Origin of the sequence: Actinoplanes sp. CA-142083 (assembly GCF_050942195.1) — a bacterium.
Taxonomy (GTDB): Bacteria; Actinomycetota; Actinomycetes; order Mycobacteriales; family Micromonosporaceae; genus Actinoplanes.
This window is the reverse complement of sequence record NZ_CP192076.1, coordinates 7,402,282-7,428,391: the sequence shown is the minus strand read 5'-3', so window position 1 is coordinate 7,428,391 and position 26,110 is coordinate 7,402,282. Positions and strand designations below refer to the sequence as shown.

The 26,110-nt window shown below is 72.0% G+C and carries 21 protein-coding genes; 10 read left to right on the top strand and 11 right to left on the bottom strand.

All coding sequences use genetic code 11. The features are described from left to right. Positions 1–98 precede the first annotated feature (98 nt). The 4 genes from ACQPZX_RS34015 to ACQPZX_RS34000 all read left to right on the top strand — a co-directional run bounded on the left by ACQPZX_RS34015 (position 99) and on the right by ACQPZX_RS34000 (position 5,963). Positions 99–2,450: a ricin-type beta-trefoil lectin domain protein gene (locus ACQPZX_RS34015; RefSeq protein WP_433364469.1), complete on the top strand. Its 2,352-nt coding sequence runs from the start codon at positions 99–101 to the stop codon at positions 2,448–2,450. A 112-nt stretch (positions 2,451–2,562) separates the two neighbouring features. Then, complete coding sequence (locus ACQPZX_RS34010; protein WP_433364466.1) at positions 2,563–4,233, top strand: serine hydrolase domain-containing protein; 1,671 nt, start codon at positions 2,563–2,565, stop codon at positions 4,231–4,233. 9 nt (positions 4,234–4,242) lie between these two features. Continuing rightward, the gene (locus ACQPZX_RS34005; RefSeq protein WP_433364463.1) at positions 4,243–4,914 is read left to right on the top strand and encodes a response regulator transcription factor; all 672 of its coding nucleotides are present in this window, start codon (positions 4,243–4,245) and stop codon (positions 4,912–4,914) included. Next, entirely contained in the window at positions 4,911–5,963 is a 1,053-nt protein-coding gene (locus tag ACQPZX_RS34000; protein ID WP_433364460.1) for a HAMP domain-containing sensor histidine kinase, read from the top strand. Before ACQPZX_RS34005 ends, ACQPZX_RS34000 begins: the two co-directional genes overlap by 4 nt. A 5-nt stretch (positions 5,964–5,968) precedes the next feature. Here the strand turns inward: ACQPZX_RS34000 and ACQPZX_RS33995 are convergent, their stop codons facing one another. The 8 genes from ACQPZX_RS33995 to ACQPZX_RS33960 all read right to left on the bottom strand — a co-directional run bounded on the left by ACQPZX_RS33995 (position 5,969) and on the right by ACQPZX_RS33960 (position 14,914). Then, the gene (locus ACQPZX_RS33995) at positions 5,969–7,234 is read right to left on the bottom strand and encodes an MFS transporter (protein WP_433364457.1); all 1,266 of its coding nucleotides are present in this window, start codon (positions 7,232–7,234) and stop codon (positions 5,969–5,971) included. After that, positions 7,231–7,794 carry a winged helix-turn-helix domain-containing protein gene (locus ACQPZX_RS33990; RefSeq protein WP_433364454.1) on the bottom strand — a complete coding sequence of 188 codons (564 nt, stop codon included), beginning with the start codon at positions 7,792–7,794 and terminating at the stop codon, positions 7,231–7,233. The genes ACQPZX_RS33995 and ACQPZX_RS33990 overlap by 4 nt, the downstream gene beginning before the upstream one ends. A 94-nt stretch (positions 7,795–7,888) precedes the next feature. Continuing rightward, positions 7,889–8,191, bottom strand: a complete 303-nt coding sequence (locus ACQPZX_RS33985; RefSeq protein WP_433364451.1) for a hypothetical protein — start codon at positions 8,189–8,191, stop codon at positions 7,889–7,891. Positions 8,192–8,278: 87 nt separating this feature from the next. Further along, positions 8,279–11,527, bottom strand: coding sequence for a BTAD domain-containing putative transcriptional regulator (locus ACQPZX_RS33980; protein ID WP_433364448.1), 3,249 nt, complete (start codon positions 11,525–11,527; stop codon positions 8,279–8,281). Positions 11,528–11,581: 54 nt separating this feature from the next. Next, complete coding sequence (locus ACQPZX_RS33975; RefSeq protein WP_433364445.1) at positions 11,582–12,148, bottom strand: dihydrofolate reductase family protein; 567 nt, start codon at positions 12,146–12,148, stop codon at positions 11,582–11,584. Then, on the bottom strand, positions 12,145–13,407 hold the full coding sequence (locus tag ACQPZX_RS33970) for an SGNH/GDSL hydrolase family protein (protein WP_433364442.1): 1,263 nt from the start codon (positions 13,405–13,407) through the stop codon (positions 12,145–12,147). The genes ACQPZX_RS33975 and ACQPZX_RS33970 overlap by 4 nt, the downstream gene beginning before the upstream one ends. 24 nt (positions 13,408–13,431) lie before the next feature. After that, a complete protein-coding gene (locus tag ACQPZX_RS33965; protein WP_433364440.1) occupies positions 13,432–13,782 on the bottom strand; it encodes a DUF1801 domain-containing protein in 351 nt (116 codons plus the stop codon). 10 nt (positions 13,783–13,792) lie between these two features. Further along, positions 13,793–14,914, bottom strand: coding sequence for a serine hydrolase domain-containing protein (locus ACQPZX_RS33960; RefSeq protein ID WP_433364437.1), 1,122 nt, complete (start codon positions 14,912–14,914; stop codon positions 13,793–13,795). 128 nt (positions 14,915–15,042) lie between these two features. Between ACQPZX_RS33960 and ACQPZX_RS33955 the strand changes: the two genes are divergently transcribed. Further along, complete coding sequence (locus tag ACQPZX_RS33955) at positions 15,043–15,180, top strand: hypothetical protein (protein ID WP_433364434.1); 138 nt, start codon at positions 15,043–15,045, stop codon at positions 15,178–15,180. A 43-nt stretch (positions 15,181–15,223) separates the two neighbouring features. Here ACQPZX_RS33955 and ACQPZX_RS33950 read toward each other — a convergent pair whose 3' ends face one another. Beyond that, on the bottom strand, positions 15,224–15,814 hold the full coding sequence (locus ACQPZX_RS33950; protein ID WP_433364431.1) for a TetR/AcrR family transcriptional regulator: 591 nt from the start codon (positions 15,812–15,814) through the stop codon (positions 15,224–15,226). Beyond that, a complete protein-coding gene (locus tag ACQPZX_RS33945) occupies positions 15,814–16,758 on the bottom strand; it encodes an arginase family protein (RefSeq protein ID WP_433364428.1) in 945 nt (314 codons plus the stop codon). Before ACQPZX_RS33945 ends, ACQPZX_RS33950 begins: the two co-directional genes overlap by 1 nt. Positions 16,759–16,850: 92 nt before the next feature. Between ACQPZX_RS33945 and ACQPZX_RS33940 the strand changes: the two genes are divergently transcribed. Beyond that, positions 16,851–17,783, top strand: a complete 933-nt coding sequence (locus ACQPZX_RS33940) for a DMT family transporter (protein WP_433364426.1) — start codon at positions 16,851–16,853, stop codon at positions 17,781–17,783. A 59-nt stretch (positions 17,784–17,842) separates the two neighbouring features. On the opposite strand, the gene ACQPZX_RS33935 is transcribed toward ACQPZX_RS33940, so the two are convergent. After that, a complete protein-coding gene (locus ACQPZX_RS33935; protein ID WP_433385560.1) occupies positions 17,843–19,249 on the bottom strand; it encodes an endo-1,4-beta-xylanase in 1,407 nt (468 codons plus the stop codon). Positions 19,250–19,666: 417 nt separating this feature from the next. Here ACQPZX_RS33935 and ACQPZX_RS33930 point away from each other — a divergent pair, with 417 nt between their 5' ends. From ACQPZX_RS33930 to ACQPZX_RS33915, 4 genes are all read left to right on the top strand, one after another. Then, entirely contained in the window at positions 19,667–21,085 is a 1,419-nt protein-coding gene (locus ACQPZX_RS33930) for a non-reducing end alpha-L-arabinofuranosidase family hydrolase (RefSeq protein WP_433364423.1), read from the top strand. Between the two features lie 251 nt (positions 21,086–21,336). Continuing rightward, positions 21,337–22,686 carry an endo-1,4-beta-xylanase gene (locus ACQPZX_RS33925; protein ID WP_433364420.1) on the top strand — a complete coding sequence of 450 codons (1,350 nt, stop codon included), beginning with the start codon at positions 21,337–21,339 and terminating at the stop codon, positions 22,684–22,686. Positions 22,687–22,690: 4 nt separating this feature from the next. After that, positions 22,691–24,679 (top strand): family 43 glycosylhydrolase, encoded by a 1,989-nt coding sequence (locus ACQPZX_RS33920; protein ID WP_433364417.1) that lies wholly within the window; start codon positions 22,691–22,693, stop codon positions 24,677–24,679. Between the two features lie 14 nt (positions 24,680–24,693). After that, positions 24,694–25,935: a cellulose binding domain-containing protein gene (locus ACQPZX_RS33915; protein ID WP_433364414.1), complete on the top strand. Its 1,242-nt coding sequence runs from the start codon at positions 24,694–24,696 to the stop codon at positions 25,933–25,935. The last annotated feature ends 175 nt before the right edge of the window (positions 25,936–26,110 follow it).

The following is a 26,110-nucleotide window of genomic DNA, read 5'->3' as shown; positions in this document are numbered from 1 at the left end:
TTGACGGGCGCGTCAAACGGCATTAGCTTCACGATCACGTCGTTCCTTCGGCCCCCTGACAGAAGGGAACCGGGCTCGTGATACGTGGCTGGTCCACAATGGCGGTTCTGGTGCTCGCATTGTCGAGCATCCTGGTCGCGTCTCCCTCGCCGGCGCAGGCGGCGACGGCCATCACCGTCAACGGCACGTCCGGCGGCCGGGTGTTCGACGGCGTCGGGGCGATCAGCGGCGGCGGTGGCAACAGCCGCCTGCTGGTCGACTACCCGGAACCGCAGCGCAGCGACATCCTCGACTACCTGTTCAAGCCCGGTTACGGCGCGGCAATGCAGATCATGAAGGTGGAGATCGGCGGCGACACCAACTCGACCTCCGGCGCCGAGCCGAGCCACGAGCACGTCCGCGGCACGGTGAACTGCGATCGCGGGTACGAATGGTGGCTGATGGGCCAGGCGAAAGCCCGTAACCCGAACATCAAGCTGGTCGGATTGTCCTGGGGAGCGCCGGGCTGGATCGGCAACGGGAACTTCTGGTCCAGCGATTCCATCGACTACCTGGTCGCGTGGCTCGGGTGCGCCGCCTCGCACGGGCTGACGATCGACTACCTCGGCGGCTGGAACGAGCGCGGCCGGGACCTGACCTGGTACAAGAACCTGCGCTCGGCGCTGAACTCCCGCGGGTACCCGAACGTCAAAATCGTGGCATCCGACGAGTTCGGCTGGGGATCCGCCGACGACGCGCAGCGCGACTCCGCGTTCGCCGCCGCCGTGTCGGTCTTCGGCAGCCACTACGTCTGCGGATACCGCAGCGCGCAGACCGACTGCCCCAGCTCGGCGACCGCCGTGAGCTCGGGCAAGGCGCTGTGGGCCAGCGAGAACGGCTCCGACGACTACAACGCCGGCGCCCAGGCGCTGGCCCGCGGCATCAACCGCGACTACATCGACGGCAAGATGACCGCGTACCTGAACTGGCCGGTCATCGCCGCGATCACGCCGAACGTCCCGTGGGGCACCACGGGCCTCGCGGTGGCGCCGCAACCCTGGTCGGGCTACTACTCGATCGGCAAGAACGCGTGGGTCATGGCCCAGACCACCCAGTTCACCGCGCCGGGATGGCGCTACCTGGACAGCGCCACCGGCTATCTCAACGGCAACAAGAGCAACGGCAGCTACGTCTCGCTGAAGTCGGCCGACAACACCGACTACAGCACGATCATCGAGACGATGGACGCCGGCTCGGCGCAGGACCTCACCTTCACGGTCACCGGCGGGTTGTCGACCGGGACCGTGCACGTCTGGTCCACCAACGTCCGGTCCAGCAACCCGGCCGACCACTTCGTCAAGCGCGCCGACATCACCCCGTCGAGCGGGACGTTCTCACTGACCGTGCAGCCTGGCTACGTCTACAGCATCACCACGACCACCGGACAGGGCAAAGGCGCCGCCACCAGCCCGGCGCAGGGCAGTCTCGCCCTGCCGTACGGTGACGACTTCGAGAGCTACCAGCCCGGGCGGGAAGCGAAGTACCTGATGGACCACCAGGGCTCGTTCGAGGTGGTCACCTGCGGCGGCGGTCGCGCCGGCCGATGCGTACGCCAGATGTCGGAGCAGACGCCGATCTTCTGGACGTCGGGCCACGCCGAGCCGTTCACGCTGCTGGGCGACCTCGGCTGGCGCAACTACACCGTCTCCTCCGACGTCATGCTGGAGAAATCCGGCTACGTCCAGCTCGTCGGCCGGGCCACCAACTACAACCACGAAGGCCCGCAGAACCTCAACGCCTATTACCTCCGGGTCGCCGACAACGGCTCGTGGTCCATCCGCAGCAACAACACCAGTGGCAATCAGCGGACCCTGGCCAGCGGCTCGGTGGCGGCGCTGGGCACCGGCCGCTGGCACAAGCTCTCGCTCACGCTCAACGGCGGCACCCTGACCGCGGCCATCGACGGCGCCACCGTGGGCAGCGTGTCCGACTCCACCTGGGTCGCCGGCCAGATCGGTTACGCCACCGGCCAGGGCGTGACGGCTCAGTTCGACAACCTGTCCGTCACCTCGCTCGGCGGCGGCCCCGGCCCCACGGGGGAGATCCGCGGCGCGGGCTCCAACCGGTGCCTCGACGTCAACGGGCAGAGCCAGTCCGACGGGGCGGTCGTGCAGATCTGGGACTGCAACGGCGGCGCCAACCAGCGCTGGACGCTGACCTCCGCCAACCAGCTCACCGTCTACGGCAACAAGTGCCTCGACGCGCCGAGCGCCGCCACCGGCGCCCGGATCCGGATCTGGTCCTGCGCCGGCGCGGCCAACCAGCAGTGGCGGGTCAACCCCGACGGCACCATCACCGGCGTCGCGTCCGGCCTGTGCCTGGACGTCACCGGCGCGGCCACCGCCAACGGCGCGGCGGTCGAGCTGTGGACCTGCAACGGCGGCAGCAACCAGCAGTGGATCAGATCCTGACCGGCCGCTGACGCCCGCGGAGTCCCGGGGGCTGGGAATCCATGCAGGGGGATTCCCAGCCCCCGGCCTCGTTCGCAGCCCGTTAACCCGGGGCTCATTACGGTCCGGTCCCATGAGAAAGCACCTCGCCGCCCTGACGGCTCTTCTGCTGCTGACCGCGTGCACCGAGGACCTACCGGAACCACCGGCCCGGTCCACGCCGGCCTCCTGCCCACGCGACCTGGACACGTCGCTCAGCGCCTGGGCGGTGGCCGGTTTCAGCGGATCGATCGCCGTCTCGACCGGTGACACGATCGAATGCCTGGCGGCGTACGGGTCGGCCGACGAGAAGACGCCGAACACCATCGGCACGGTCTTCGACATCGGCTCGATCACCAAGGCCTTCACCGCCGCGGCCGTGTTCGGCCTGGCCGACGACGGCCGGCTGAGGCTGGACGACCGGGCCGGTGACCTGCTGCCGGACCTGAAGGGCCCGGTGCGGGCGGCGACAGTTCGTCAGCTGTTGCTGCACACCAGCGGGCTGAAGGGAACGCACGGCAACGACACGCAGCCGATGACCGCGCGGCAGGCGCTGGCGGCGATCGGCCGTCTGGAGCCGGCCGCGCCGCCGGGTGTGAAGTACCTGTACTCCAACGCCGGCTACACACTGCTGGCGCTGATCGTGGAGGCGGTGTCCGGATCGGGCTACCGCGACTACCTGGCCTCGCGGGTCCTGCGGTTGCCTGGCGGGCGGATCGCCGGAGGCTTCTGGAACGGGCAGCCGGCCGCGCCCGGGCCGCGGGCGACCGGCTACCGGGAGGACGGCAGCCGCGCGGACGGCGGCCGGTTCGGCGGACCGTACTGGGCGGTCGAGGGCAACGGCGGCCTGGCCATGACCGCGGGCGACCTGGCCGCGTGGACGCGCGCGCTGTTCACCGGCAAGATCGTGTCCGACGCCGCCACCACGGCGATCGCTGTTCCGGGCCGGGCCATCGACGCCCACCGCGGCGAGGCGCCGGGCTGGGTCGCCTTCGACGCCACCCGGTACGGCGAGCCGTTCCTGGCCGCCGCCGGCGGTGGCGGCGACGTCGGGCACAACGCCGTGGTCGTCTGGTTGCCCCAGCGGCGGCGGGTTGTCGCGATCATGTCGAACAAGCCGAAGATCTCGGCCGAGGACCTGCTGCAGGCGGTGGGACCGGCGATCGCGACCGGTAAGCCGCTGCCGGTCCCGCCCGCGCAGGGCGGCGCCGCCGACCTGACCGCGGCGGCGGGCACGTACCGGCTGAGCACCGGAGGGTCATTCGAGGTGGGTGTGCGCGACGGACGGCTGTCCGTCGCCGCGGTCGGACCGGACGCGGTGGCCGCGCTCTTCCCGCCGCCCGCCGGCCTCCCGGTGAGCCGGCTGCGCGCCCATGAGGACCTGGTGCGCCGCCTCCTGGCCGGTGAGACGCAGGAAGGACGCAAGGAACGGGCGGCGTTCGAGAAGGGGATCGGGCCGATCGACCAGGTGAACATCGCCGGGACGACCGTATCCGCGGGTGAGATCCGGACGTACGTTTCGGTCGTGTCTCGTGGCAAGCCCGTCCTCGGCTGGTTCGCGCTCAACGAGGAGGGTGGAGTGGAGGCGGCCGAGGTGCCGGCCGATACGCCTCCGACGGTGCGGTTCCTGCCCACCGGCGACAACCGGTACCGCCCGGACGACCCGGCCGGTGCGCGCCCGGACGTGAGCATCGGCTTCGCCGGGGACCGCTTGACGGTGACCGGCCCGGACGGCGCCGGCACCTCGGCGCAACGGGCGCGGTGAGGTGGCGAAGTGCGCATTCTGGTGGTGGAGGACGACGCCGAGCTCGCCGGGCTCATCGCCATGGGCCTGCGGAACGAGTCCTACGCCACCGACGTCGCGGCCACCGGCGCCGAGGCCGAGGAGTGCCTCCGGACCACGGCGTACGACCTGGTCTGCCTCGACCTCGGGCTGCCCGACGCGGACGGGCTCGAGCTGGTGCGCCGGCTGGGCACGGACGCCGGGCTGCACCGGCCACGCCGGCTGATCGTGCTGACCGCTCGCGACGCGGTCGCCGACCGGGTGGCCGGGCTCGACGCCGGCGCGGACGACTATCTGGTCAAGCCGTTCCACTTCAGCGAACTGACGGCCCGGCTCCGGGCGTTGGCTCGCCGGGGCGTCGAAGAGGGCATCGCGTTGCGGGTGGGCGAGCTGGCGTTGGATCCGAGCACCCATGAGGCGTGGCGTGCGGGCGTCCCCCTCGTCCTCACGCCCCGCGAGTACTCGCTTCTGCGCTATTTCATGCTCCACCCGGGCGTGGTGCTGTCCACGGAGGACCTGCTGGAGCACGTATGGGACGCCAACGCGAACCCGTTCACCGCCTCGGTGCGGGTCATCCTCAGCCGGCTGCGCCGCAAGCTGGGCGAGCCGCCACCGATCGTCACCATCCCGAACGTCGGCTATCAGCTGCGGACGGAGCCATGACGCGCCTCTGGCGGTCCTTGCGGGTCCGTCTGGCCACGCTCGGGTTCCTCGCCATCTACACGCCCACGCTGCTGTTGCTCGGCGTCGTGCTGGCGACCGACACGGAGGTGACCAGCACCGCCCGGAACGGCCAGTCGCCGCAGGTCACCTCGGATGTCAGCCACTCCGGCTGGACGCTCGGCACGGTGATCGCCCTCGCCCCGGCGGCCGCCGCGCTGGCGTGGTGGTGGGCGGGACGCGCCGTGCGCCCCCTGCATCAGGTGCGGGCGGTCGCGGAGGACATCGAGGCCACCGACCCCGGCCGCCGCATCGGATTGCGGCACGGGCTGACCGAGGTCACCGCTCTCGCCGCCAGCTTCGACGCCATGCTTGATCGGCTGGAGGCGGCCGCCGAGACGCAGCGCCGCCTGATCGAGGAGACCAACCACGAACTGCGCCTGCCCCTGGCGGTGCTTATGACCAACGCGGAGGTCGTGCTGGCCCATCCCGCGCCGACGGAGGAGGTGTACCGGGAAGGCGTGCACCGGTCCCGCGCCGCCGCCGAGCGCCTGCAGCGGACGATCGAGGAGCTGCTCATCGACGCCCGCGGCCGGGCCCGCGGCATCACGCGTTCGCCGGCCGACCTCGTACGCGTCATCGGTGATCTTGTTGCCGACGCCGGCCTGCTGGCCGCGCCGAGGAGGGTGCGGCTGATCGTCGAGGCGCCGGAGACCGTGGTCTGCCGGGTGGAGGAGTCAACGGTCCGGCGGGCCGTCGCCAACCTTCTCGACAACGCGGTGCGGCACGCGCCGCCGGGGTCCTCGATCGACGTCCACCTCGAGCAGTCCGGGCCGATGGCCGCGATAACCGTCACCGATCACGGTCCCGGCGTCCCAGCGGAGCAGCACCAGCGGGTCTTCGAGCGGTTCCGGCGCGATGCCCGTCCCGGCCACGGCCTCGGACTGCCGATCGCTCGCCAGATCGCCGAGGCGCACGGCGGAGAGCTCACTGTGACCTCGCCCGGCCCGAGCGGAGACGGCGCGGTGTTCCGCCTGACTCTGCGGCTCTGAACGGGTCAGCCGCTGACCGCGGTCGCGGCCGTCCCAGCCGGGCCCGGGACGGCCGTCGGCGGGTGGCTGCGCCGTTCGTGCCGCAGGAGCATCAGCGCGACCGCGGTGGCGGCGACATAGAGGGCAGCCTGGGCATTGAGGGCGACCGTCAGTCCGATGTGCTCGGTGAGAAGTCCCGCGGCCAGCATGCCGGCGGCGCTGCCCGCGTCGGAGGTCATGCCGAACAGGCCGAACGTGCGACCGCGGTGGCGATCGGTGGTTGCCTGCTGCAGCACGCTGGTCAAGCCGGCGACCATGGCGAGGGCCGGCAGGCCGACGGCGATGAACAAGACGATGTAGAGCGGCAGTGACGTGGTGACGGCCGGGCCGTTCCAGATCGCGAACGAGACCAGGCCGAACGCGGCGCCGCCGGCGACGACGAGCACCGCCGGGCGTCTGACGGCGGGCGCGACGGCCAGCAGGATGCCCGCGGCGACGGTGCCGACGGCTTGGACCCCGCGCAGCAGTCCCGTCTCCGCGGCGCCGCCGCCGAGTTCGCGGGCCACCCACACCACGAAGAGCACGACGAAGATGCCTTGCGCTACGCCGGTCAGCGCGCCGATGGCGAGAGCTATCCGCACCGGCCGCGGCGTCCGGGCGGCATCTCCCGGCGTCGGCCGATCGGCGGGGCGCGTCCGCACGCCGGTGATGCCCTGGATGAGAGCGGCCGCGGCCAGGAAGCTGACCGAGTCGACGACCACGATCGTGGGCAGCCCGCTGACGGCCAGCAGGAGGCCGCCCAGCGGGCCACCGACGAGGCGGCCCACGTTCTGCCCGATCACCATCAGGGAGTTGGCCGATACGGCGTGGCCGGCCGGCGCCAGCGCGGGGACGAGCGCGTTCTTCGCGGCCTGCGACACGGTGAGCAGCCCCGCCTGGACCGCGATGACGCCGTACAGAACAGGTAGATCTTCCCGGCCGTGCACCAGCAACAGTGGCAGCAGCGCCAGCGCCTGGATCCCGGCGACGACGACGAGCAGCCGTCGCCGGTCGCACCGGTCGGCGAGGTATCCGCCGGGCGCGCCGAGCAACACCGCCGGAACGAGCTCGGCGAGAAACGCGAACGAGGTGTGGCCGACCGAGCCGGTCAGCTGGTAGACCAACGTGGGCAGGGCGATCAGCAGCAGCCAGTCGCCGGTGTCGGAGATGACGCCGGCCAGCCAGAGCCGGCGGAACCCGGGCCGGCGGAGAGCGCCGGCGCCGGCCCGGGTTCCGCCGGCTCTGGCCCTCACAGCGGTCTCCCGTCGTCGGTCGTGACCGGGAAGCCGTGGAACCCGAAGTGGACCTGCGCCGCGTCGTCCGGAGCGGTGGAACGGGTGGCCGTGATGAACGGGCGCAGCAGCGCGTCGATCTGCTCGCCCAGGTCGCGCAGCTCGTCGGGAGACGCGCGGAGCGTGTAGGTGTGGAACTGTTCGGCGTTGCGCCACCGCCGGTCGAGCCGGTCGCGCCGTTCGAGGTGCCGGCGGGTGAGCTGCTGGTCCCGCTGCGTCATCATCGCCGTGACGAGCGTGGCGTGCCGGCCCGCGGCGGATCGCGGATCGACGTCGGTGGGCAGGGCGAGCCCGGTGACCAGGGCGCGCCACGGCCGCTCCCGCCCGTCGGCCGAGGCAACGGGCTCGACGAGTCCGATCTTGGCCAGCGTGCGCAGGTGGTAGCTGCAGTTGGACGGCGTGTCGTCGACCGCCGCGGCGCATTGGGTGGCCGTGGCCGGACTGTTGGCCATCAGATACGTCAGCAGGGCCAACCGGACCGGATGAGCCAACGCCCGGAGCGTCTCCGGTTCCGTGATCACTCGCCGTGCCTCGCGTGCCATCGCCCGGCCTCCCGTCCCAGATCTGAAAGACTCTTTCAGACTAGCGACGGCACGATCGATGCGAAAGGTTCTTTCAGATCTCGCGGCCGACTCGGTGAACGCCGGCGCCGGCAGCACCGCCACCCCGGAGCTCGACGAGGCGGAGTTCGCCGCGGCCGCCGGCCTCGTCGCCGGCCCTTTGGCGGAGCGGCTGTGGCGCCGCCCCGCGATCGCCGTCCTGGGCATCGACACGCCGCCGGTCGCCGCGGCGACGCCGGTCCTGCCGGCTCGGGCCCGCGCCCTGATCAGCGTCCGTCTCGCTCCCGGCGAGCAGCCGGTCGAGGTCCTGCTGGGCGGAGGCAAGCTGCCCGTACGCCTCGCGCTCCCGTTCCGCCACGAGGCGCACGATGACCCGTCGCCGGTCGGCCGGATCGGGCTGCCGCCAGCAGCGCGCTCCGGTCCGGCCTCGTCACGGTCGCCAACCCTAGCCGACCGAGGGGTGGACGAGCCGGGCGGCGGCCGCCGGTTCCAGGCCCCGCCCCCGGTCCCGCTCGAGGTCGAAGCCGTCGCCGAGCGCCGCCCGGGCGGCGGCCGCGGTGCGATCGAGATCCGCCTGGTCGGCGGCGTCCGGCGTGCTTCCGGTCGACGCCCGGACCGCCTCGGCCGCGCCCAGGAGCGCCGCCGCCGCCGAGTGCCGGCCGTCCGCGGCCGCCACGCCGGCGAGCGCGCCCAGCGCCAGGGCGATGTCGCGCTCGGCGCCGACCTCCCGGGCGATCCGCAGCGCCTCGCGGTGGTGGCCGGCGGCGGCGGTCAGGTCGCCGCGCTCCCGGGCGAGCTGCCCCAGCTCGACCAGCACGCTCGGCACGTAGAGGGGGCGGCCGGCCCGGCTGTGCTGGGCGGCCGCCTCGCTGAGCAGGGCCCGCAGGTGCCGTACCGCGGTGTCGTGGTCGCCCGACCGGCGGGCCGCCCAGGCCAGGCCCATCCGGGCGAACGTCGCGGTCAGCGGGGCGTTCTGCTCCTGGGCCAGGGCGAGGGCCTGCGCGCTGTACCGGACGGCGGCCGCCTGGTCGCCGCCCTCCATGGCGAGCCACCCCAGCCAGCCCAGTCGCCCGGCGACGTCGGCCCACAGACCCAGCTCCCGGGCCAGGCCCAGACCCTCCTGGTGCAGCCGGGTGGCCAGTGCCCGGTCGCCGGTCAGCCCGGCGTGCGCGCCCAGCCACTCGGTCGCCTGCAGCAGTCCCCAGTGGTCACCCACCTCGCGGAACAGGGCCGCCGCCCGGTCGCCGTCGCGGACCAGCCGATCGGCGTCGCCGCGGATGTACGCCAGCTTGGCGGTGAGCGTGAGTGTTGCCGCCGTGCCCCACCGGTCGCCGGCCGCCTCGAAGGCCGCCAGCAACTCGGCCACGAACGTCTCGGTGGCGGCCACCTCCCCGAGGTCGACCTCCGCGTACGCCAGGAACCACGCGGCCCGCGCGCCGCCGGGATCGGCGATCAGGTCGCCCAGCGCCGCCCGCACGGCGCGGCGCCGGGCGGGCCAGTCGGTCACCTCGCCGAGCAGGAACGCGAAACCGGTCTCCCAGGCCGCCACCCGGGCGCGCTCGGGTGTGGCCTCCGCCGCCTCCGGGACGCTCAGCGCGGCGTGCAGCAGCCGGCGAGCCTCGCCGAGCCGGCCGCGCAGGAACCAGTACCAGCACAGCGCGTCGGCCAGCCGGAGCGCGCCGCGGCCGTCGCCGTCCGCCACCGCCTGATCGACGGCGGCGCGCAGGTTCGCGGCCTCGCCGTCGAGCCGGCGTAACTCCCGGCCCTGCCGCGGGCCGCGCAGCTCGGCCTCGGCCGAGGCCGCGAAGGCGAGATAATGGCGCAGCCGGCGGCCCCGGGTGCCGGTCAGGTCGCCGGCCTCGCCCAGCCGATCGAGGCAGAACGCGGCGATGGACTCGAGCAACCGGTAGCGGGCCGGATCGCCGTCGCGCTCCACCCGGACCACCAGCGACCGGTCGACCAGCCGGGCCAGGACCTCCGGTACGTCCTCGGCCGGCACATCGGAGGCGGCGCAGAGAGCGCACGCGGTTTCCAGGGTGCTGCCGCCGGGGTTGACGGCCAGCCGGCGCAGCACGATCCGCTCCGGGGCGGTGAGCAGCCGCCAGCTCCAGTCGATGGTGGCGCTCAGCGTCTGCTGGCGGGCCGGCGCCGCCCGGTTCCCGGCGGCCAGCAGGCGGAAGCGGTCGTCGAGCCCGGCCACCAGCCGTTCCAGGGCGAGCCCGCGCAGCCGGGTCGCGGCCAGCTCCAGCGCCAGCGGTATCCCGTCCAGCCGGCGGCACAGGTCGGCCACCAGCGCGGCGTTGCCGGGGCGCAGCTCGAAACCGCGATGCGCGGCCGCGGCGCGGGCCAGGAACAGCTGGACCGCCCCGGCGGCGGCCGGGTCGTCGCCCTCGGCCGGCACGTCCAGCGGTGGAACCGGCCACACCACCTCGGCCGGGATGCCCAGCGGTTCCCGGCTGGTGGCGACGATCCGCAGCCCGGGCGCCGCCGCGAGCAGCCGGCCGGCCAGCGCCGCCGCCGCCTCGACGACGTGCTCGCAGTTGTCGAGCACCAGCAGCAGGTCGCGGGAGCGCAGCGCGGCGGCGAGCCGGTCGGCGGCCGCCGGCTTGGCGCCGGGCGCGCCGCGGATGTCCAGGGCGGTCGCGACGGCGTCGGCAACCAGCTCCAAGCGCTCGCCGAGGCCGGTGGCCGGCTCGGCGGCGGCCGGGCCGTCGACCGCGGCCAGCTCGACCAGCCAGGCGCCGTCGCGGAACCCGCCTCGCGCCCGGCGGGCGACCTCGACGGCCAGCCGGGTCTTGCCGACGCCGCCGACCCCGGTGAGCGAGATCAGCCGGTGCTCCCGGATCAGCGTGGCGAGCTCGGCCAAGGCGTGCTCCCGGCCGAACATCTCGCCGACCGGGGCCGGGAGGTTGGTCACCGGTCCGAGCGGCTCCGGCGCCGGCCGGGGCGGGTCGAGCCCGGGGTCCTGCGCCAGGATGGCCTGGTGCAGGCGGGCCACCTCGGGCCCGGGGTCGATCCCGAGCTCGTCGGCCAGGCGGGTGCGCAGCTCCGCGTACGCGTCGAGCGCCTCCGTCTGCCGGCCGGACCGGTACAGCGCGAGCATGCGCAGCGAGCGCACGCGTTCGCGGAGCGGATGGCGGCTCACCACGTCGGCCAGGGTGTCCGCGACCGCGGCGGCCTGGCCGAGCTGGAGCCGGGCCTCGGCCAGGTCCTCCACCGCGGTCAGCCGTTGCTCCTCGAGGCGGGCGACCACGGCCTCGGCGTACGGCTCCTCGCGGTACCCGGTGTAGGCGGGACCACGCCACAGGCCCAACGCCTCGCCCAGCAACGCCGCGCGGGTGTGCGGGGACGGCTCGGCGGCGGCCCGGCCGACCAGCGAGCCGAACTCGGTGGCGTCGACCGACGGGGCGCGCAGCGCGAACCCGGCCGGACCGGATTCGACCAGCGCGCGGCTGCCCGGCTCGGCGTCCTCGAGCGCCCGGCGCAGCTGCGAGACCTTGACCGCCAGCGCGGCCTGCGGGTTGCCCGGCACCGGGCCGGTCCAGAGCTCGTCGACGAGCCGGTCGGCGGACACCGCGTCGCCGTCGCGGGCGATCAACGCGGCGAGCAGCGCGCGCACCTTGGCGCCGGGGATCGGCACCGGCCGGCCGTCGCGGTCCCAGGCCGCCAGCGGTCCGAGCACCCCGAAGCGCATGTCACCGATCCTAGGCGGGCCGGCATCGGGCGGTCGTGGCACGGGCAACCGCGCCTAAGAGATATTGGATGGCGGGGTCAAGGGCTCCGGCCGGTACGAGAGAACGACGACGCCGTGCGGCAGCTGGGTCTGCGAGAGCAGCGTCATCCGGGTACGCGGCCAGCCCGGCAGGACGTTCGTGCCGCCCCCGGCGACCACCGGATGCACCCACACCCGGAACTCGTCGACCAGACCGGCGGCGGCCAGCGTGCGCGCCACCCGCCCCGATCCGTAGAGCAGCGTGGCGCCCGGCAGCTCGCGCACGAACGTCGCGAGGTCACCCGTCACCGGCTGCGTGTTCGTCCACAGAAGACTCGGCCGGCGGCCGGCCACCACGTACTTGCGGATGCTGTTCATCCGGTCGGCGAAGCCTTCCGTGGGCGAGCCCGTGTCGTCGACGGCCGGCCACGTGGCGGCGAACGCCTCGTACGTGACCCGGCCCATCACGAGCGCGTCGGCCGCCAGCAACTGGTCGCGGGCGTGCCGGCCGTACTCCTCGCTCCAGAACTCCAGGGACCAGTCCTGCGGATCGTCCTGCACCCCGTCCAGGGTCACGAAGGTCGACACGATCACGGTGCTCATGCGAGCACCCGGAACACGGCCGCGGCGATCGCGTCGGCGCCCGCGTCGTTGAGATGCAGGCCGTCGCCGGAATCGAACTCCGCGCGCAGGGCGTCGGGATCGCGCGGGTCGGCCAGGAGCCGGTCCAGGTCGGCCACGGCGTCGTACTCGCCGCCGCCGCGGATCCACCGGTTGACCTCGTCCCGCACCCGCTCCTTGTCGGCGTCGTAGTAGCCGGTGAAGTTCTTCATCGGCGTGACGGTGGCGCCGATGATCCGGACACCGCGCTGGTGCGCGGCCCGGATCAGCATCCGGTGGGCGTGCACCAGGTCGGCCGTCCGAGCCTTCGGCGACGCCCCGCAGCCGAAGTCGGGATAGCCGCCGGCGCCGATGTCGTTCACCCCCTCGAGCACGACGACCGCGCGGACGCCGGGCTGGTCGAGCACGTCCCGGCCGAACCGTGCGGTGGCACGGTCGCCGTAGCACGGCGAGTCGGCCAGCAGCTTGTTGCCGCCGATGCCCGCGTTGACCACCGCGACCGGCCGCCTGCCGGTGGCGGACCGCTCGGCGAGCTGGTCCGGATAGCGGTTGTCGGCGCCGGCCCGGGTGCCGTGCCCGTCGGTGATCGAGTCACCGAAGGCCACGACCACATCCCGTACGGGTGGCGCACCGGCGACGTCCACGCCGGTCAGGAAGTAGCGCGACCGGCTGGTCTCGCCGGCGAACGCGGCCGCACCGGCGTCGTCGCGGTGGTCGCCGGCCGCCCGGTAGGTCGTGGTCAGGCCGTCCTGGTGGAACGTCGCCGGCCCGGTGTACTCGGCGAAGTAGAGCGTGACCGTGAGCGACTCGAGCGGGGACACCCGCACGTCGACCGCGTCGGAGGCCAGGGCGCCACCGGGTGGGACCACGGCCCAGGAGTGCCGCCCGAACCCGAGGGTCCGCACGGTGCCCGGCTGGACGGAGGCGCCCGGCCCGGTCCGGCCGATCGACGCGCCGGCGATGCGCAAGGGCTTGATCCCGTACGCGTTCGACAGCCGGACACGTACCTGCGAGCCGCCGGCGCTGGTCCGCACGACCTGCCGGACGGTCGTGTCGGTGAAACCCGGTACCGACCAGTTCGGCCCGTCGAAGTCGTTGCCGGGAACCGGGGCATGCGGCGCCGCGGTCCAGGTGGCGATCCAGCTGGGCGGCCGGGACGGGCCGTGGCCGGCGGCGATAACCGGTGCGGCGATCACGGCGATCAGGCCGATCGGCAGGATCGCGAGCAGGGGGATGCGCATGGATTTCCTCTCTGGTGTGGAGGGTCAGGACCCGTCGAGGTCCAGCGACACGGCCTGGCGGACGTAGTCGGCCATCAGGGCGTCGGTCACCTGGGCGGGCGACCTGACCTTGAGATGGCGGGTCGTCTTGCCGGCGCCCTCGAGCCGCTGGTGCGGGTCGGAGAACTCGGCCCCGCGGGCGAACGCCAGGGTGACGTGGGTCCGGCTGAGGCTCACGATCGCGATCAGTTGCCGGCCCCGCCAGGCGAGCGAGCCGCGGCTGATCACCTCGCGGCTGCCCGGGGCGTGCCGCCTCAGCTGATCGCGGATCGCCTGGACGATCGCCGCCTGCTTCTCGTCCAGCCGGGTGCTGAGGTAGTCGTCGATGTCGGTCATCGCCGGGCCCTCACAGGCTCTTCGCGACGGCGGCGCCGATCGCGGTGAACGCCGTGTAGTCGCCCGCGGTGACCCGGTTCTTGGCGACCGCGATCGCGACGCCGGTCTCCGGGTCGGCATAGGCCGCGGTCCCGCCGCTGCCGGCCATCCCGAACAGCGTGGGGCTGTCCAGCGGGCCCGCGAACCCGATGTCGTAGCCGAGCCCGCGCTTGGCCGGGAAGCCGAGGACCGCGTCCGGCCCGCTGACGACGACCGAGGCGATGTCGCGCAGCCGCGCGCCGGACAGCAGGCGGACGCCGTCCACCGGGCCCATCAGGGCGGCGTACATGCGGGCGATGCCGCGCGCGGACACCACCCCGCCGGCCGGGATCTCCGAGGTGAGCACGTCGACCCGGTTGCAGAAGTCGGCGTCGGGCAGCGCGCCGAGCGGGGCCGCGGTCCAGCCGTCGAGGACCCGGAAGAACGGCACCGTCTCGGCCATCTGGGCGGCCATCTCGAGGGTCAGGTGCATGCCTTCCGGCTGGACGTGGTGCGCGACGCGGCCCAGGTCCCGCGTCGGCACCGCGAAGAACAGCTCGTCCTCGACGCCGAGCGGCTCGGCCACCCGGCGGCGGGTCTCCTCCGAGATGGTGTTGCCGGTCGCGCGCCGCACGATCTCGCCGACCAGATATCCGTACGTCTGTGGGTGATAGCCGGTCCGGCTTGCCGGCTCCCACCACGGGGTGGCGCCGGCCACCAGACCGCACATCTTGTCCCAGTCGCAGAGGTCGTCCGCGGTGGTGCCGACGGGCACGGCGGGCACGCCCGCGGAGTGGGTGAGCACGTCGCGGACGGTCGTGCGGTCCTTGCCGTTGACGCCGTACTCCGGCCACAGCTCGACGACCGGCGTGTCGTACCCGAGAAGCCCGTCCGCCACGAGGGTGTGCAGCACCGTCGAGGCCACGCCCTTGGCCGTCGAGGTGACGTGGAACAGCGTGTCCGAGGCGACCGGCCGGTCGCCCGCGGCCATCCCGCCGACCGCGTCCACGATCAGCTCTCCGTGCCGGTAGACGGCGACCTGGAGTCCCCGCTCGGCCCCGCCGTCGACGAGCTGGTCGATCGCCTGCTGGACGGTGTGCTGGATGTCGTTCATCGTCGCCCTCCGGATCCGATCGGGCGCCGATCGCCCGCTCGCCATCGAGACTCCGGAGAACGCTTACGATTTCTTTACCGCCCACGCGGCCGTAGAAGAACGGTAATCGGCGGGCGCAGGATCGCGACATGAACGAGATCGTGAACGAGATCCTCGACCGCGAGGAACGGCTGTGGGCGGCCAACCGGGAGGGCGACGGGCTCTTCTACCGGGCCGCGCTCACGGACGACGCGCTGGCCCGGCACCAGCAGACCCCGCTGGGCTGAACCTCCGGGCCGGCGTGCCCCCGGAACCCCGCGCCGGCCCGGGTCACTCCGCGCGAGCGTCCGGCGCCTGGGCGAAGACGCCGTCGGCGACGAGGCCGAGAGCCGCGACGATGCGGCCCCGGCCGATGCCGAGGACGCGACGCTGGTACTGGAACACCTCGGGCGCCAGCGGGGCCAGCAGCGTGTCGACCAGGGCGGCGCGTTCCCGGCGCAGGCCCGCGCCGTCCAGCAGGGCGCCGACGTGGGCGCGCCAGAAGCCGTACGCGCCGGTGGTGAAGCGCTTGGCGCCGGTCTCGGCCGCCAGCGCGAGGTGGCCGTGCTGGTCGAGCAGATCGGCCATGGCGGCATAGAAGGCGCGCATGCGGGCGACCGGCGGCGCTCCGGGGCCGAGCGGCGGCGGACCCGTCAGCAACCGCTGCTGGAGCCGGCGCTCGTGCTCGTCGAGGAGGGCGACGGCGACCGCGTCCCGGTTGGGGTAGCGCCGGTACAGCGTGCCCTTGCCGACGCCGGCCGCCCGGGCGATGTCCTCCATCGTGACCGTGGCCGGATCGAGCCGGGCGAACAGCTCCTCGGCGGCCTCCAGCACGCGCGTCCGGTTGCGCGCCGCGTCCGCCCGTTCCTCCCGCACGACCATCACCCGAGATTACGTGGGCCGCGACGACCCGGATCCCCGGCTGCCGAAGGAGTGAAGGCGATGACTGCCTCGACGAGGTCGGCCAGCAGCGCCGCGCCCGTCCCGGCGGGGTCGAGGTCCGGGTCGTACACCGCCAGCTGGAAACCCACGCATCCGGGCGACGCCAGCAGCACGGTGAGCAGGGCACGCACCTCGTCGATCGTGAGGCCGTCCGGATCGGGGCTGTCCACGGCCGGCATGATCGACGGGTCCAGCACGTCCGCGTCGAGGTGGACCCAGAACCCGTCGGCGCCGGCCGACTCCAGGTGGCGCCGGGCCGCCCGGGCGACGTCGCCGGCTCCCGCGCTGCGGATGTCGGACACCGCGGCGTGGCGGATGCCGAGGCCGGCGAGCTCGTCACGAGCCGTGTCGGCGTCGCGGATGCCCAGCACGTGGACGTCGTCGTCGCGGAAGTACGGCCCCAGGCCGTCGATGTCGGTGAGGTCGGACTGCCCGCGCCCGGTCGACAGGGCGAGGTCCTCACCGGCGGCGGCGCCCACCCCGGTGGAGTTGCCGGGGTGGCGGAAGTCGGAGTGCCCGTCGACGAACGCCAGCCCGTACCGGCCGCGGCGGCGCAGGGCCAGACCCGCGGCCAGCACGATGCTGCAGTCGCCGCCGAGCACCACCGGGAACTCGCCCGCGCTCAGGTGCTTGTCCAGCCGGTCGCCGAGTCGCCGGCTGTAACCGGCGATCGCGGCCGCGTTGAAGACGCCGTCGCCGGGCTGCCAGCCTTCGCGGTCGTAGCGGGGCGGCACCACGACGCCGCCGTCCACCGCGCCGAGCCGGTCCAGCAGCCGCTGGTCCCGCAGGGCGCCGGCGAGTTTGTAGCACCCGGGAACCGTGCCGGGCGACGGAGGACGCAGACCGAGGTTGGACGGGGCGTCCAGCAGCACGACGGTACGCATGGCGCCAGTCTGCCACCGTCGCCCGGAATAAGCGGACGCGAGGTCCGCTTAGATGAGAGTAAGCGGACTAAGCGTCCAGATAGGGGCGGAAAATGGAAGCCATCCTTCTCCTGACGGCCGTCGCGGTGGGCGGGCTGCTCGCCGTCCAGGCATCGGTCAACCTCCAGCTGACCAAGGCGGTCGGCACGCCGTACGGGGCATCCACGCTGCAGCTCGGGTTCGCCGCCGTGCTGCTGCTGGCCGTGGCCGCGGCGGCCGGCCAACTCGGCGGGCTGGGCGACCTGCCCGGCGTCGCGCCGTGGAAGCTCCTCGGCGGCATCGCCAGCCCGATCTACATCACCAGCGCCATCCTGCTGTTCCCGCGGCTGGGCGCGCTCGCGTCGGTCGGCCTGTTCGTCACCGGTCAGGTCCTCGCCTCGCTGGCGCTCGACTTCGGCGGCCTCCTCGGCGTGCCCCGCGAGCCGGTCAGCGCCGGCGTGGTGGTCGGCGCGGCGGCGGTGCTGGTGGGGATCACGGCCGTCATCCGCGGGCAGCGGAGCGCGGCGGGCCCGGCCGGGGCGGGTTCGGCGGTCCGCGGACCGTGGATCGCCCTGGGCCTGATAGCCGGGGCGGTGCTGCCGGTCCAGGGCGCCATCAACGCCGCCCTCCGCCGGGAGGTCGGCGAGCCGCTCGCGGTCGCGCTGGTCAGCTTCACGGTGGCGACCGTGACGATCGCCGTCGTGCTGCTGGCGCTGCTGGCCCTGAGGCGGACGCCGCGGCCGCAACTGCGTCCGCTGCGGGACATGCCGTGGTGGGGCTGGCTGGGCGGCGCGGCCGCGGCCACCTACGTGACGGCGACGTTCCTGCTGATCCCGGTCATCGGCGCCGCCACCACGGTGGCGTTGACGGTGACCGGTCAGCAGCTCGCCTCGGCCGCGATCGACCAGTACGGCCTGTTCCGGCTGCCGAGCCGCCGGCTCACCCCGGCCCGGCTCGGCGGCCTGGCGATCCTCCTCGGCGGCTCGATCCTGGTGCAGCTGAGCTGACCGCGACGAGCCGAAGCGGTGTGGCGGCTCCACCTGCCGCCACACCGCGCTCGCGGGGATCAGCTCAGGCTGAATCTCTGATTGGCTTGCCCGTTGCAGTCGTAGATCTGGACCTGCTGGCCGTTGCCGGTGCCCCAGACGTCGAGGCAGCGTCCGGACTGCACGCCGGTGATGGTGCCGTTGGCGTTGACGTTCCACTGCTGGTTGGCCTGGCCGTTGCAGCTGTAGATCTGCACGGCCGACGCGTTGCCCGAGCCCGCGGCGTCCAGGCACCTGGTGCCGTACACCATCAGCTGCTTGCTCGACGTGAGCGTCCACTGCTGGTTGGTCTGGCCGTTGCAGTCGTAGAGCTGGACGCGGGTGCCGTTGTTCTGCGACGAGTTAGGCACGTCGATGCACCGGCCCGACTGGGCTCCGACGATGCGGCCGGAGCCGCTCGGCGGCGGGGCCGAGGTCGTGGGGGACACGGTCGGCGAGGTGGTGGTGCCCGGGCCGGCGGCGTTGAGGGCGTTCAGCACCGAGGTGTAGGCGGCCTTCTTGTTGCCGCCGCCATCGAACAGCAGCGGACTCTCGCCGGAGCGCCACGAGTCGCTGTCACGCACGCCCCAGACGGTGATGCCGATGCAACGCGGCACGTTCATGCAGGCCTGGGTGAGCCCGGCGTACTGCGAGGTCGACGCGTTGGTGACGTCGACCTCGGTCAGCGCCACATCCACGCCCAGAGCGGCGAAGCTCGACAGCGTGGTCTGGAAGTTGCCGGGCAGGGAGCTCCCGCCGGTGAAGTGGGTCTGCAGGCCCACGCAGTCGATCGGCACGCCGCGCGACTTGAAGTCCTGGATCATGCGGTAGACGCCCTGCGTCTTGCCGTAGGACCAGTTCTCGATGTTGTAGTCGTTGTAGCAGAGCTTGACCGACGGGTCGGCGGCGCGGGCGGTGCGGAACGCCACCTCGATCCAGTCGTTGCCGGTGCCCTGCAGGTTGGAGTTGCGGCGGCTGCCGTCCTCGTTGAACGCCTCGTTGACCACGTCCCACGCGGCCAGCTTGCCCTTGTAATGCGCCATCACGCCGTTGATGTGATCGATCATCGCCTGGCGCAGCGAGCTGCCGCTGAGGCTCTGCATCCAGCCCGGCTGCTGGGAGTGCCAGGCGAGGGTGTGGCCGCGGACCTTCATGCCGCGCTGGGTCGCCCAGTTGTAGATCTGGTCGCCGGAATTGAAGTTGAACTGGCCCCGGTTGGGCTCGGTCGCGTCCGGCTTCATCTCGTTCTCGGCCGTGACCATGTTGAACTCACGCCCGGCGATCGACGAGTACGTCGAGTCGCCGAGCCGGCTCGCGGCGATCGCCGTGCCGAAGTACCGGCCCGACTGCGCGGCCGCCGCACCCAGGGTGCTGGCGGCGTTCGCGGCCGGCATGACCATCACCACGCCCGCCGCCGCGACGGCGGCGACCGCGCCGCCGACCAGCATCCGGACCCGCAACGATCGGCTCGCCGAGGAACCAGGGGAAGGAGAGGGGGAATTGGTCACCGCGGTGGCCTCCTTTCACCAACTAATGATGGGCTTCAATGACCGACATGCTGGCACAGCTAACAACTCCGAAACAATAGTTTCCGGAAGCTCCCGGAAACTATCGGCGACGTTATGACCGGATTCGCACGGTATTTGGAGGAAGGGTGCGAGGTCGTGCACGATTCCCGGTCGAGGGTGTGGCCTGAAACTTACGAGGCCAAGATATCTACTGAATTAGTGTTATGAACGGCTCTCCCGTCCTTTTGTTGAGTCGATGGGAGCGCTCCCGTAGCATCCGTCTCGCGGCCGTCAATGCGCTTGCACAATGACCCCCACCAATGCGTCGGCCGCTGTCCCCGTCGGGAGGAAAGCACTATGTCCAGATCGAGAGCGACCACTGCCGGCCTGGCCTCCGCCGGCGCTCTGGCGCTGGCGTCGGCGGCGGTTGCCGTTGCCCTGCCGGCTGATGCGGCGGTCGCCGGCTGCTCGGTCAGCTATACGGTGTCGTCACAGTGGCAGGGTGGCTTCGGCGCCAACGTCGCGATCACCAATCTCGGCGATCCGCTCACGAGTTGGACGCTGACCTGGTCGTACAGCGCCGGCCAGACCGTCACGCAGGCCTGGAACACCACGCTGACCCAGAGCGGCGCCGCGGTCACGGCCAAGAACGTCAGCTACAACGGCGCGGTGGCGACCAACGGCACGGTGTCGTTCGGCTTCAACGGCTCGTGGACGGGCAGCAACCCGGCGCCCACCAGCTTCGCCCTCAACGGTGTCGCGTGCACCGGCGGCACCGGGCCGACGACGCCTCCGACCACGACGCCCACCACGACGCCCACCACCCCGCCTACCACGCCACCCACCACGCCGCCGACGACTCCGCCCGGCAACTGTTCGCTGCCGTCGTCGTATCGGTGGAGCTCGACCGGCGTGCTGGCGAACCCGAAGTCGGGGTGGGTCTCGCTGAAGGACTTCACCAACGTCGTCTACAACGGCAAGCACCTGGTCTACGCGTCCAACGTGTCCAACGGGTCGTACGGCTCGATGAACTTCAGCCCCTTCACCAACTGGTCCGACATGGCTTCGGCCGCGCAGAACGGGATGAGTCAGGCCGCGGTGGCGCCGACGCTGTTCTACTTCGCGCCGAAGAACATCTGGGTGCTGGCCTATCAGTGGGGTGCGTGGCCCTTCATCTACCGGACGTCCAGCGACCCCACCAACCCCAACGGGTGGTCCTCCCCGCAGCCGCTGTTCACCGGCAGCATCTCCGGGTCGGGCACCGGGCCGATCGACCAGACGCTGATCGGTGACGGCCAGAACATGTACCTGTTCTTCGCCGGCGACAACGGCAAGATCTACCGGGCCGGCATGCCGATCGGGAACTTCCCCGGCAGCTTCGGCTCTTCCTACACCACGATCATGAGCGACTCGACCAACAACCTGTTCGAGGCGGTCCAGGTCTACAAGGTGGCCGGGCAGAACCAGTACCTGATGATCGTCGAGGCGATCGGGAGCCAGGGGCGCTACTTCCGGTCGTTCACCGCCAGCAGCCTCGGCGGGTCGTGGACACCACAGGCGGCCGGCGAGAGCAACCCGTTCGCGGGCAAGGCCAACAGCGGCGCCACCTGGACGAACGACATCAGCCACGGTGACCTGGTCCGCAGCAACCCGGACCAGACCATGACCGTCGACCCCTGCAACCTGCAACTGCTCTACCAGGGCAAGAACCCCAGCGCCGGCGGCGACTACAACAACCTGCCGTGGCGGCCCGGCCTGCTCACCCTGCAGCGCTGAGACATTTCCGCTACAAGGCCGGCCGGCGCCACCTCGGTGGCGTCGGCCGATTGCCATTTCGGCATGCGAAGAATGGCGAACTGAAAACCGGTTATGAACGACATAGTGGCTGCTCAGGGCCGTTCTCATGATTCAAATGCGGACATTTACTTGAGTTGATGGGAGCGCTCCCGGTAACATTTCCGAATCGGGTTGTTAACGTTCACTATCAGCGCCGCCCGAGCATTCCCCTCTCCCGAAAGGTTCCCCCCATGTCCATCCCCAGGCAGGGCCGGCTCGCGCTGCTGACGACGGCCGCCGTGGGCGTCGTCGTCGCGGCGAGCGTCGCCGTGATCGGCACCGCGGACGCGGCCTCCACACTGGGCGCCTCGGCGGCGCAGAGCGGCCGGTACTTCGGCGCCGCGATCGCTGCCGGCCGGCTCGGCGACGCCACCTACACCCGCATCCTGACCACCGAGTTCAACGCGGTGACGCCGGAGAACGAGATGAAGTGGGACGCCACCGAGCCGTCCCAGGGCCGGTTCACGTACACCAACGGCGACCGCATCCTCAACCAGGGCGTCTCGATGGGCGCCAAGGTCCGCGGCCACGCCCTGCTCTGGCACGCGCAGCAACCGGGCTGGGCGCAGTCGCTCTCCGGCAGCGCGCTGCGCAACGCCGCCATCAACCACGTCACCCAGGTAGCCACCCACTACAAGGGCAAGATCTACGCCTGGGACGTGGTCAACGAGGCGTTCGCCGACGGCGGCAGCGGCGGCCGGCGCGACTCCAACCTGCAGCGCACCGGCAACGACTGGATCGAGGCCGCCTTCCGCGCCGCCCGGGCCGCCGATCCGAACGCCAAACTCTGCTACAACGACTACAACACCGACGGTGTGAACGCGAAGAGCACCGGCGTGTACAACATGGTCCGCGACTTCAAGGCGCGCGGCGTCCCGATCGACTGCGTCGGCTTCCAGTCGCATCTGGGCACCGGCATCCCCGGGGACTACCAGGCCAACCTGCAGCGCTTCGCCGACCTCGGCGTCGAGGTGCAGATCACCGAGCTCGACGTCGCGCAGGGCGGCAACCAGGCGAACATCTACGCCGCGGTCACCCGGGCCTGCATGGCGGTGTCCCGCTGCGGCGGCATCACCGTGTGGGGCATCCGGGACAGCGACTCCTGGCGCACCGGCGAGAACCCGCTGCTGTTCGACTCCTCGGGCAACAAGAAGGCCGCGTACACGTCGGTCCTGAACGCCCTCAACGCCGGCGGCCCGACCAGCCCGACGACGCCGGTCACCACCACCCCGACCGGCAACCCGCCCGCCGGCGCCTGCTCCGCCGGTGTCTCGCTCAACTCCTGGAACGGCGGCTACGTCGCCACCGTGCGGGTCACCGCCGGCTCGGCGCCGGTCAACGGCTGGACGGTCAGCCTGGCGCTGCCGTCGGGCAGCGCGGTCACCAGCACCTGGAACGCCACCAACACCGGCGCCACCGGCACGGTCGGCTTCCGCAACGTCAGCTACAACGGCCAGATCCCGGCCGGCGGCTACACCGAGTTCGGCTTCCAGGGCACCGGCGCCGGACCGACCGCCACCCCCACCTGCGCGGCCGGCTGACGCCATGAGGAGACATCCCTGGCTGACGTCCGCCCTGACGCTCGCCTTCGCCACCGGCCTCACGGCGGTCGCCACCACCGCTCAGGCGGCCGCCGGCTGCCAGGTCACCTACACCGTGACCAACCAGTGGCAGGGCGGCTTCGGCGCCGGCGTCACCATCACCAACCTCGGCGATCCGCTGACCGGGTGGCAGCTCTCCTGGAGCTTCCCCGCCGGCCAGACGGTGACGCAACTGTGGGGAGGCACGGTGACCCAGTCCGGCGCCCAGGTGACCGTCGCCAACGCCGCGTACAACGGCGCCATCGCCACCGGCGGCACCGCCACCTTCGGCTTCAACGGCAGCTGGACGTCGAGCAACCCGGCGCCGGCCGCGTTCAGCCTCAACGGCGTGGCCTGCACCGGATCGGTGCCGACGACGAGCCCGACCGGGAGCCCGACCACGAGCCCGACCGCGAGCCCGACCGCGAGCCCGACGCCCAGCGATCCCACCACGCCGCCGGCTCCGACGAGCTTCAGCAATCCGGTGGTGTGGCAGGACTTCGCCGACGGCGACATCATCCGGGTCGGAAACGTCTTCTACTACTCCGCCTCGACCATGCACTACTCGCCGGGCGCGCCGATCCTGCGCTCCTACGACCTGGTCAACTGGGAGTACGCCGGGCATTCGGTGCCCCGGCTGGACTTCGACTCCGCCGCCTACGACCTGAGCGGCGGCCGCGCCTACGTGAAGGGCATCTGGGCGTCGGCGTTCAACTACCGGCCGAGCAACAGCACCTACTATTGGCTCGGCTGCACGGAGTTCAACCGCACTTACGTGTACGCGTCGACGTCCGTCACCGGCGGCTGGGGCAAGAAGGCCCGGATCAACAAGTGCTACTACGACGCCGGGCTGCTCTTCGACAACGACATCCCCTATGTCGCGTACGGCAACACCACGATCAGCGTCGCGCAGTTGTCGGCCGATCTCACTTCCGAGGTGCGGTCGCAGACCGTGTACACCACACCGTCGAGCATCGGCACCCTCGAAGGCTCCCGCATGTACAAGCGGGGCAACTACTACTACATCTGGCTGACCCGGCCCGCCAACGGCCAGTACGTCCTGCGCTCGACCAGCCCGTGGGGGCCTTACGAGCAACGCCAGGTCCTGCTGAACCTGCCCGGACCGATCTCCGGTGGGGGCGTCCCGCACCAGGGCGGCCTGGTGCAGACGCAGAACGGTGACTGGTGGTACATGGCTTTCACCGACGCCTACCCGGGCGGCCGGATGCCGACCCTGGCCCCGATCACGTGGAGCGGCGACGGCTGGCCGGTGCTGCAGACCGTCAACGGCCGGTGGGGGAGCAGCTATCCGCGGCCCAACCTGCCCTGGCATCCGCTGGCCTCGATGACCGGGACCGACACCTTCACCGCCGGCGTCCTCGGGCCGCAGTGGGAGTGGAACCACAACCCCGACACCACCAAGTTCAGCGTCGGCAACGGACTGAGGCTGTCCACCGCCACGGTCACGAACGACCTGTACAACGCGCGGAACACGCTGACCCGCCGGATCCAGGGGCCGTCGTCGACCGCGACTGTCCAGCTCGACTACACGGGCATGGCCAACGGCGACCGGGCCGGGCTGGCGATGTTGCGTGACCAGTCCGCCTGGATCGGCATCCGCAAGGACAACGGCGCCACCCGGGTGTCGATGACCGGCGGCCTGACCATGTCGACCAGCGGCTGGACCACCACCGGCACCGGCGCCGAGCAAGCCGGCGCGGCGGTGTCCGGCGGAAAGATCTGGCTGCGGGTCTCGGCCAACATCCAACCCGGCTCCGGCCGGACCGCCACGTTCTCGTACAGCACCAACGGCAGCACCTTCAGCCCGCTCGGGCCCGCTTTCACGCTCAGCAGCGACTGGCAGTTCTTCATGGGCTACCGGTTCGGCGTCTTCAACTACGCCACCAGCGCGCTGGGCGGTTCCGTCACCGTCAACCAGTTCGCCGTCTCCTGAATCGAGGAATCGTGATGTCCATCCGTAAACTCGCCGGGGGAGTGGCGGCGGTCTTCCTGGCCGCCGCGGTCGCCCTGGCGATCGTGACCGCGGTGCCGGCGGACGCGGCCGTCACCGCCGGTTGCGGCAAGGCGCCGACGCTGACCAGCGGCACCCGCACGATTTCCAGCGGGGGCCAGAACCGCACCTACATCCTGCGCGTCCCCGACGGCTACGACCGCAACCGGCCGTACAAGCTGATCTTTGCCTTTCATTGGTTGAACGGCACGGCCGGCAACGTGGCCAGCGCCGGTTACTACGGGCTCCAAGGCTTGTCGAACAACTCGGCGATCCTGGTCGCGCCGCAGGGCATCGACAACGGCTGGGCCAACACCGGCAACCGCGACCTCACCCTCGTCGACAACCTGACCTCGCTGATCGAGGGCGACCTGTGCGTCGACACGTCGCAGCTGTTCGCCCTCGGCTGGAGTTACGGCGGCTCGATGAGCTACGCCGTCGCGTGCGCCCGGCCGGCGGTTTTCCGCGCGGTCGCGGTGCTTTCCGGCGCCAACCTCAGCGGCTGCAGCCCCGGCACCCAGCCGGTCGCCTACCTCGGGATCCACGGCACCCACGACAGCGTCCTCAACATCTCGCTCGGCCGGTCCATCCGGGACACGTTCGTGCGGAACAACGGGTGTACGCCGCAGAACCCGCCGGAGCCGGCCCAGGGCAGTCTCACCCACATCGTGACGGCGTACGCGGGGTGCCGCGCCGGATACCCGGTTGCGTGGGCGGCGTTCGACGGCGACCACACCCCCGAGCCGGTGGACGGGTCGACGTCGACCAGCGGCGCCCGCACCTGGGTGGGCGGCGAGGTCTGGAAGTTCTTCACCCAACTGCCCAGCACCACGCCGACCTCGCCGACTTCGCCGACCACTCCGACCTCGCCGACCTCGTCGCCCACCGTCCAACCGGGAGCCTGCTCGGCCGTGTACCGGATCACCGGTCAGTGGCAGGGCGGATTTCAGGCCGAGGTCGCGGTGACCGCGGGCGCCACCGCGCTGAGCGGGTGGCGCGTCGGCTGGACGTTCGCGAACGGCCAGACCATCACCCAGATGTGGGGCGGCCGCAACACCTCCAGCGGCGGCACGCAGAGCGTCGCCAACGAGAGCTGGAACGGCAACCTCGGCGCGGGGGCGTCCACCACGTTCGGGTTCCTCGGGACCTGGAACGGCACCAACAGCGTGCCGTCGGTGACCTGCACCGCGTCTTCGTGATGCCGGTGCGCACAGGGGGATAAGAAGGGTGCCGCCGGAGCCATCCGGCGGCACCCTGCTGTGTTGTCCGGCCATCGGATCGACCGTCGTCGCTTGACATCACGGAAACGTCGTCGATACAGTTCGGAAAACGATTTCCTTGCGCGAACTCCGAGTTCATCCCCTCTTTCGGAGT

Coding starts and splice junctions, on each gene's coding strand:
- ACQPZX_RS34010 (WP_433364466.1), top strand. CDS start 2,563: ATGAGAAAGCACCTCGCCGCCCTGACGGCTCTTCTGCTGCTGACCGCG.
- ACQPZX_RS33920 (WP_433364417.1), top strand. CDS start 22,691: ATGAGGAGACATCCCTGGCTGACGTCCGCCCTGACGCTCGCCTTCGCC.
- ACQPZX_RS33980 (WP_433364448.1), bottom strand. CDS start 11,527: ATGCGCTTCGGGGTGCTCGGACCGCTGGCGGCCTGGGACCGCGACGGC.
- ACQPZX_RS33950 (WP_433364431.1), bottom strand. CDS start 15,814: ATGGTCGTGCGGGAGGAACGGGCGGACGCGGCGCGCAACCGGACGCGC.
- ACQPZX_RS33940 (WP_433364426.1), top strand. CDS start 16,851: ATGGAAGCCATCCTTCTCCTGACGGCCGTCGCGGTGGGCGGGCTGCTC.
- ACQPZX_RS33960 (WP_433364437.1), bottom strand. CDS start 14,914: ATGAACGACATCCAGCACACCGTCCAGCAGGCGATCGACCAGCTCGTC.
- ACQPZX_RS33970 (WP_433364442.1), bottom strand. CDS start 13,407: ATGCGCATCCCCCTGCTCGCGATCCTGCCGATCGGCCTGATCGCCGTG.
- ACQPZX_RS34015 (WP_433364469.1), top strand. CDS start 99: ATGGCGGTTCTGGTGCTCGCATTGTCGAGCATCCTGGTCGCGTCTCCC.
- ACQPZX_RS33915 (WP_433364414.1), top strand. CDS start 24,694: ATGTCCATCCGTAAACTCGCCGGGGGAGTGGCGGCGGTCTTCCTGGCC.
- ACQPZX_RS33935 (WP_433385560.1), bottom strand. CDS start 19,249: ATGCTGGTCGGCGGCGCGGTCGCCGCCGTCGCGGCGGCGGGCGTGGTG.
- ACQPZX_RS33975 (WP_433364445.1), bottom strand. CDS start 12,148: ATGAGCACCGTGATCGTGTCGACCTTCGTGACCCTGGACGGGGTGCAG.
- ACQPZX_RS33965 (WP_433364440.1), bottom strand. CDS start 13,782: ATGACCGACATCGACGACTACCTCAGCACCCGGCTGGACGAGAAGCAG.
- ACQPZX_RS33945 (WP_433364428.1), bottom strand. CDS start 16,758: ATGCGTACCGTCGTGCTGCTGGACGCCCCGTCCAACCTCGGTCTGCGT.
- ACQPZX_RS34000 (WP_433364460.1), top strand. CDS start 4,911: ATGACGCGCCTCTGGCGGTCCTTGCGGGTCCGTCTGGCCACGCTCGGG.
- ACQPZX_RS33925 (WP_433364420.1), top strand. CDS start 21,337: ATGTCCATCCCCAGGCAGGGCCGGCTCGCGCTGCTGACGACGGCCGCC.
- ACQPZX_RS33955 (WP_433364434.1), top strand. CDS start 15,043: ATGAACGAGATCGTGAACGAGATCCTCGACCGCGAGGAACGGCTGTGG.
- ACQPZX_RS33930 (WP_433364423.1), top strand. CDS start 19,667: ATGTCCAGATCGAGAGCGACCACTGCCGGCCTGGCCTCCGCCGGCGCT.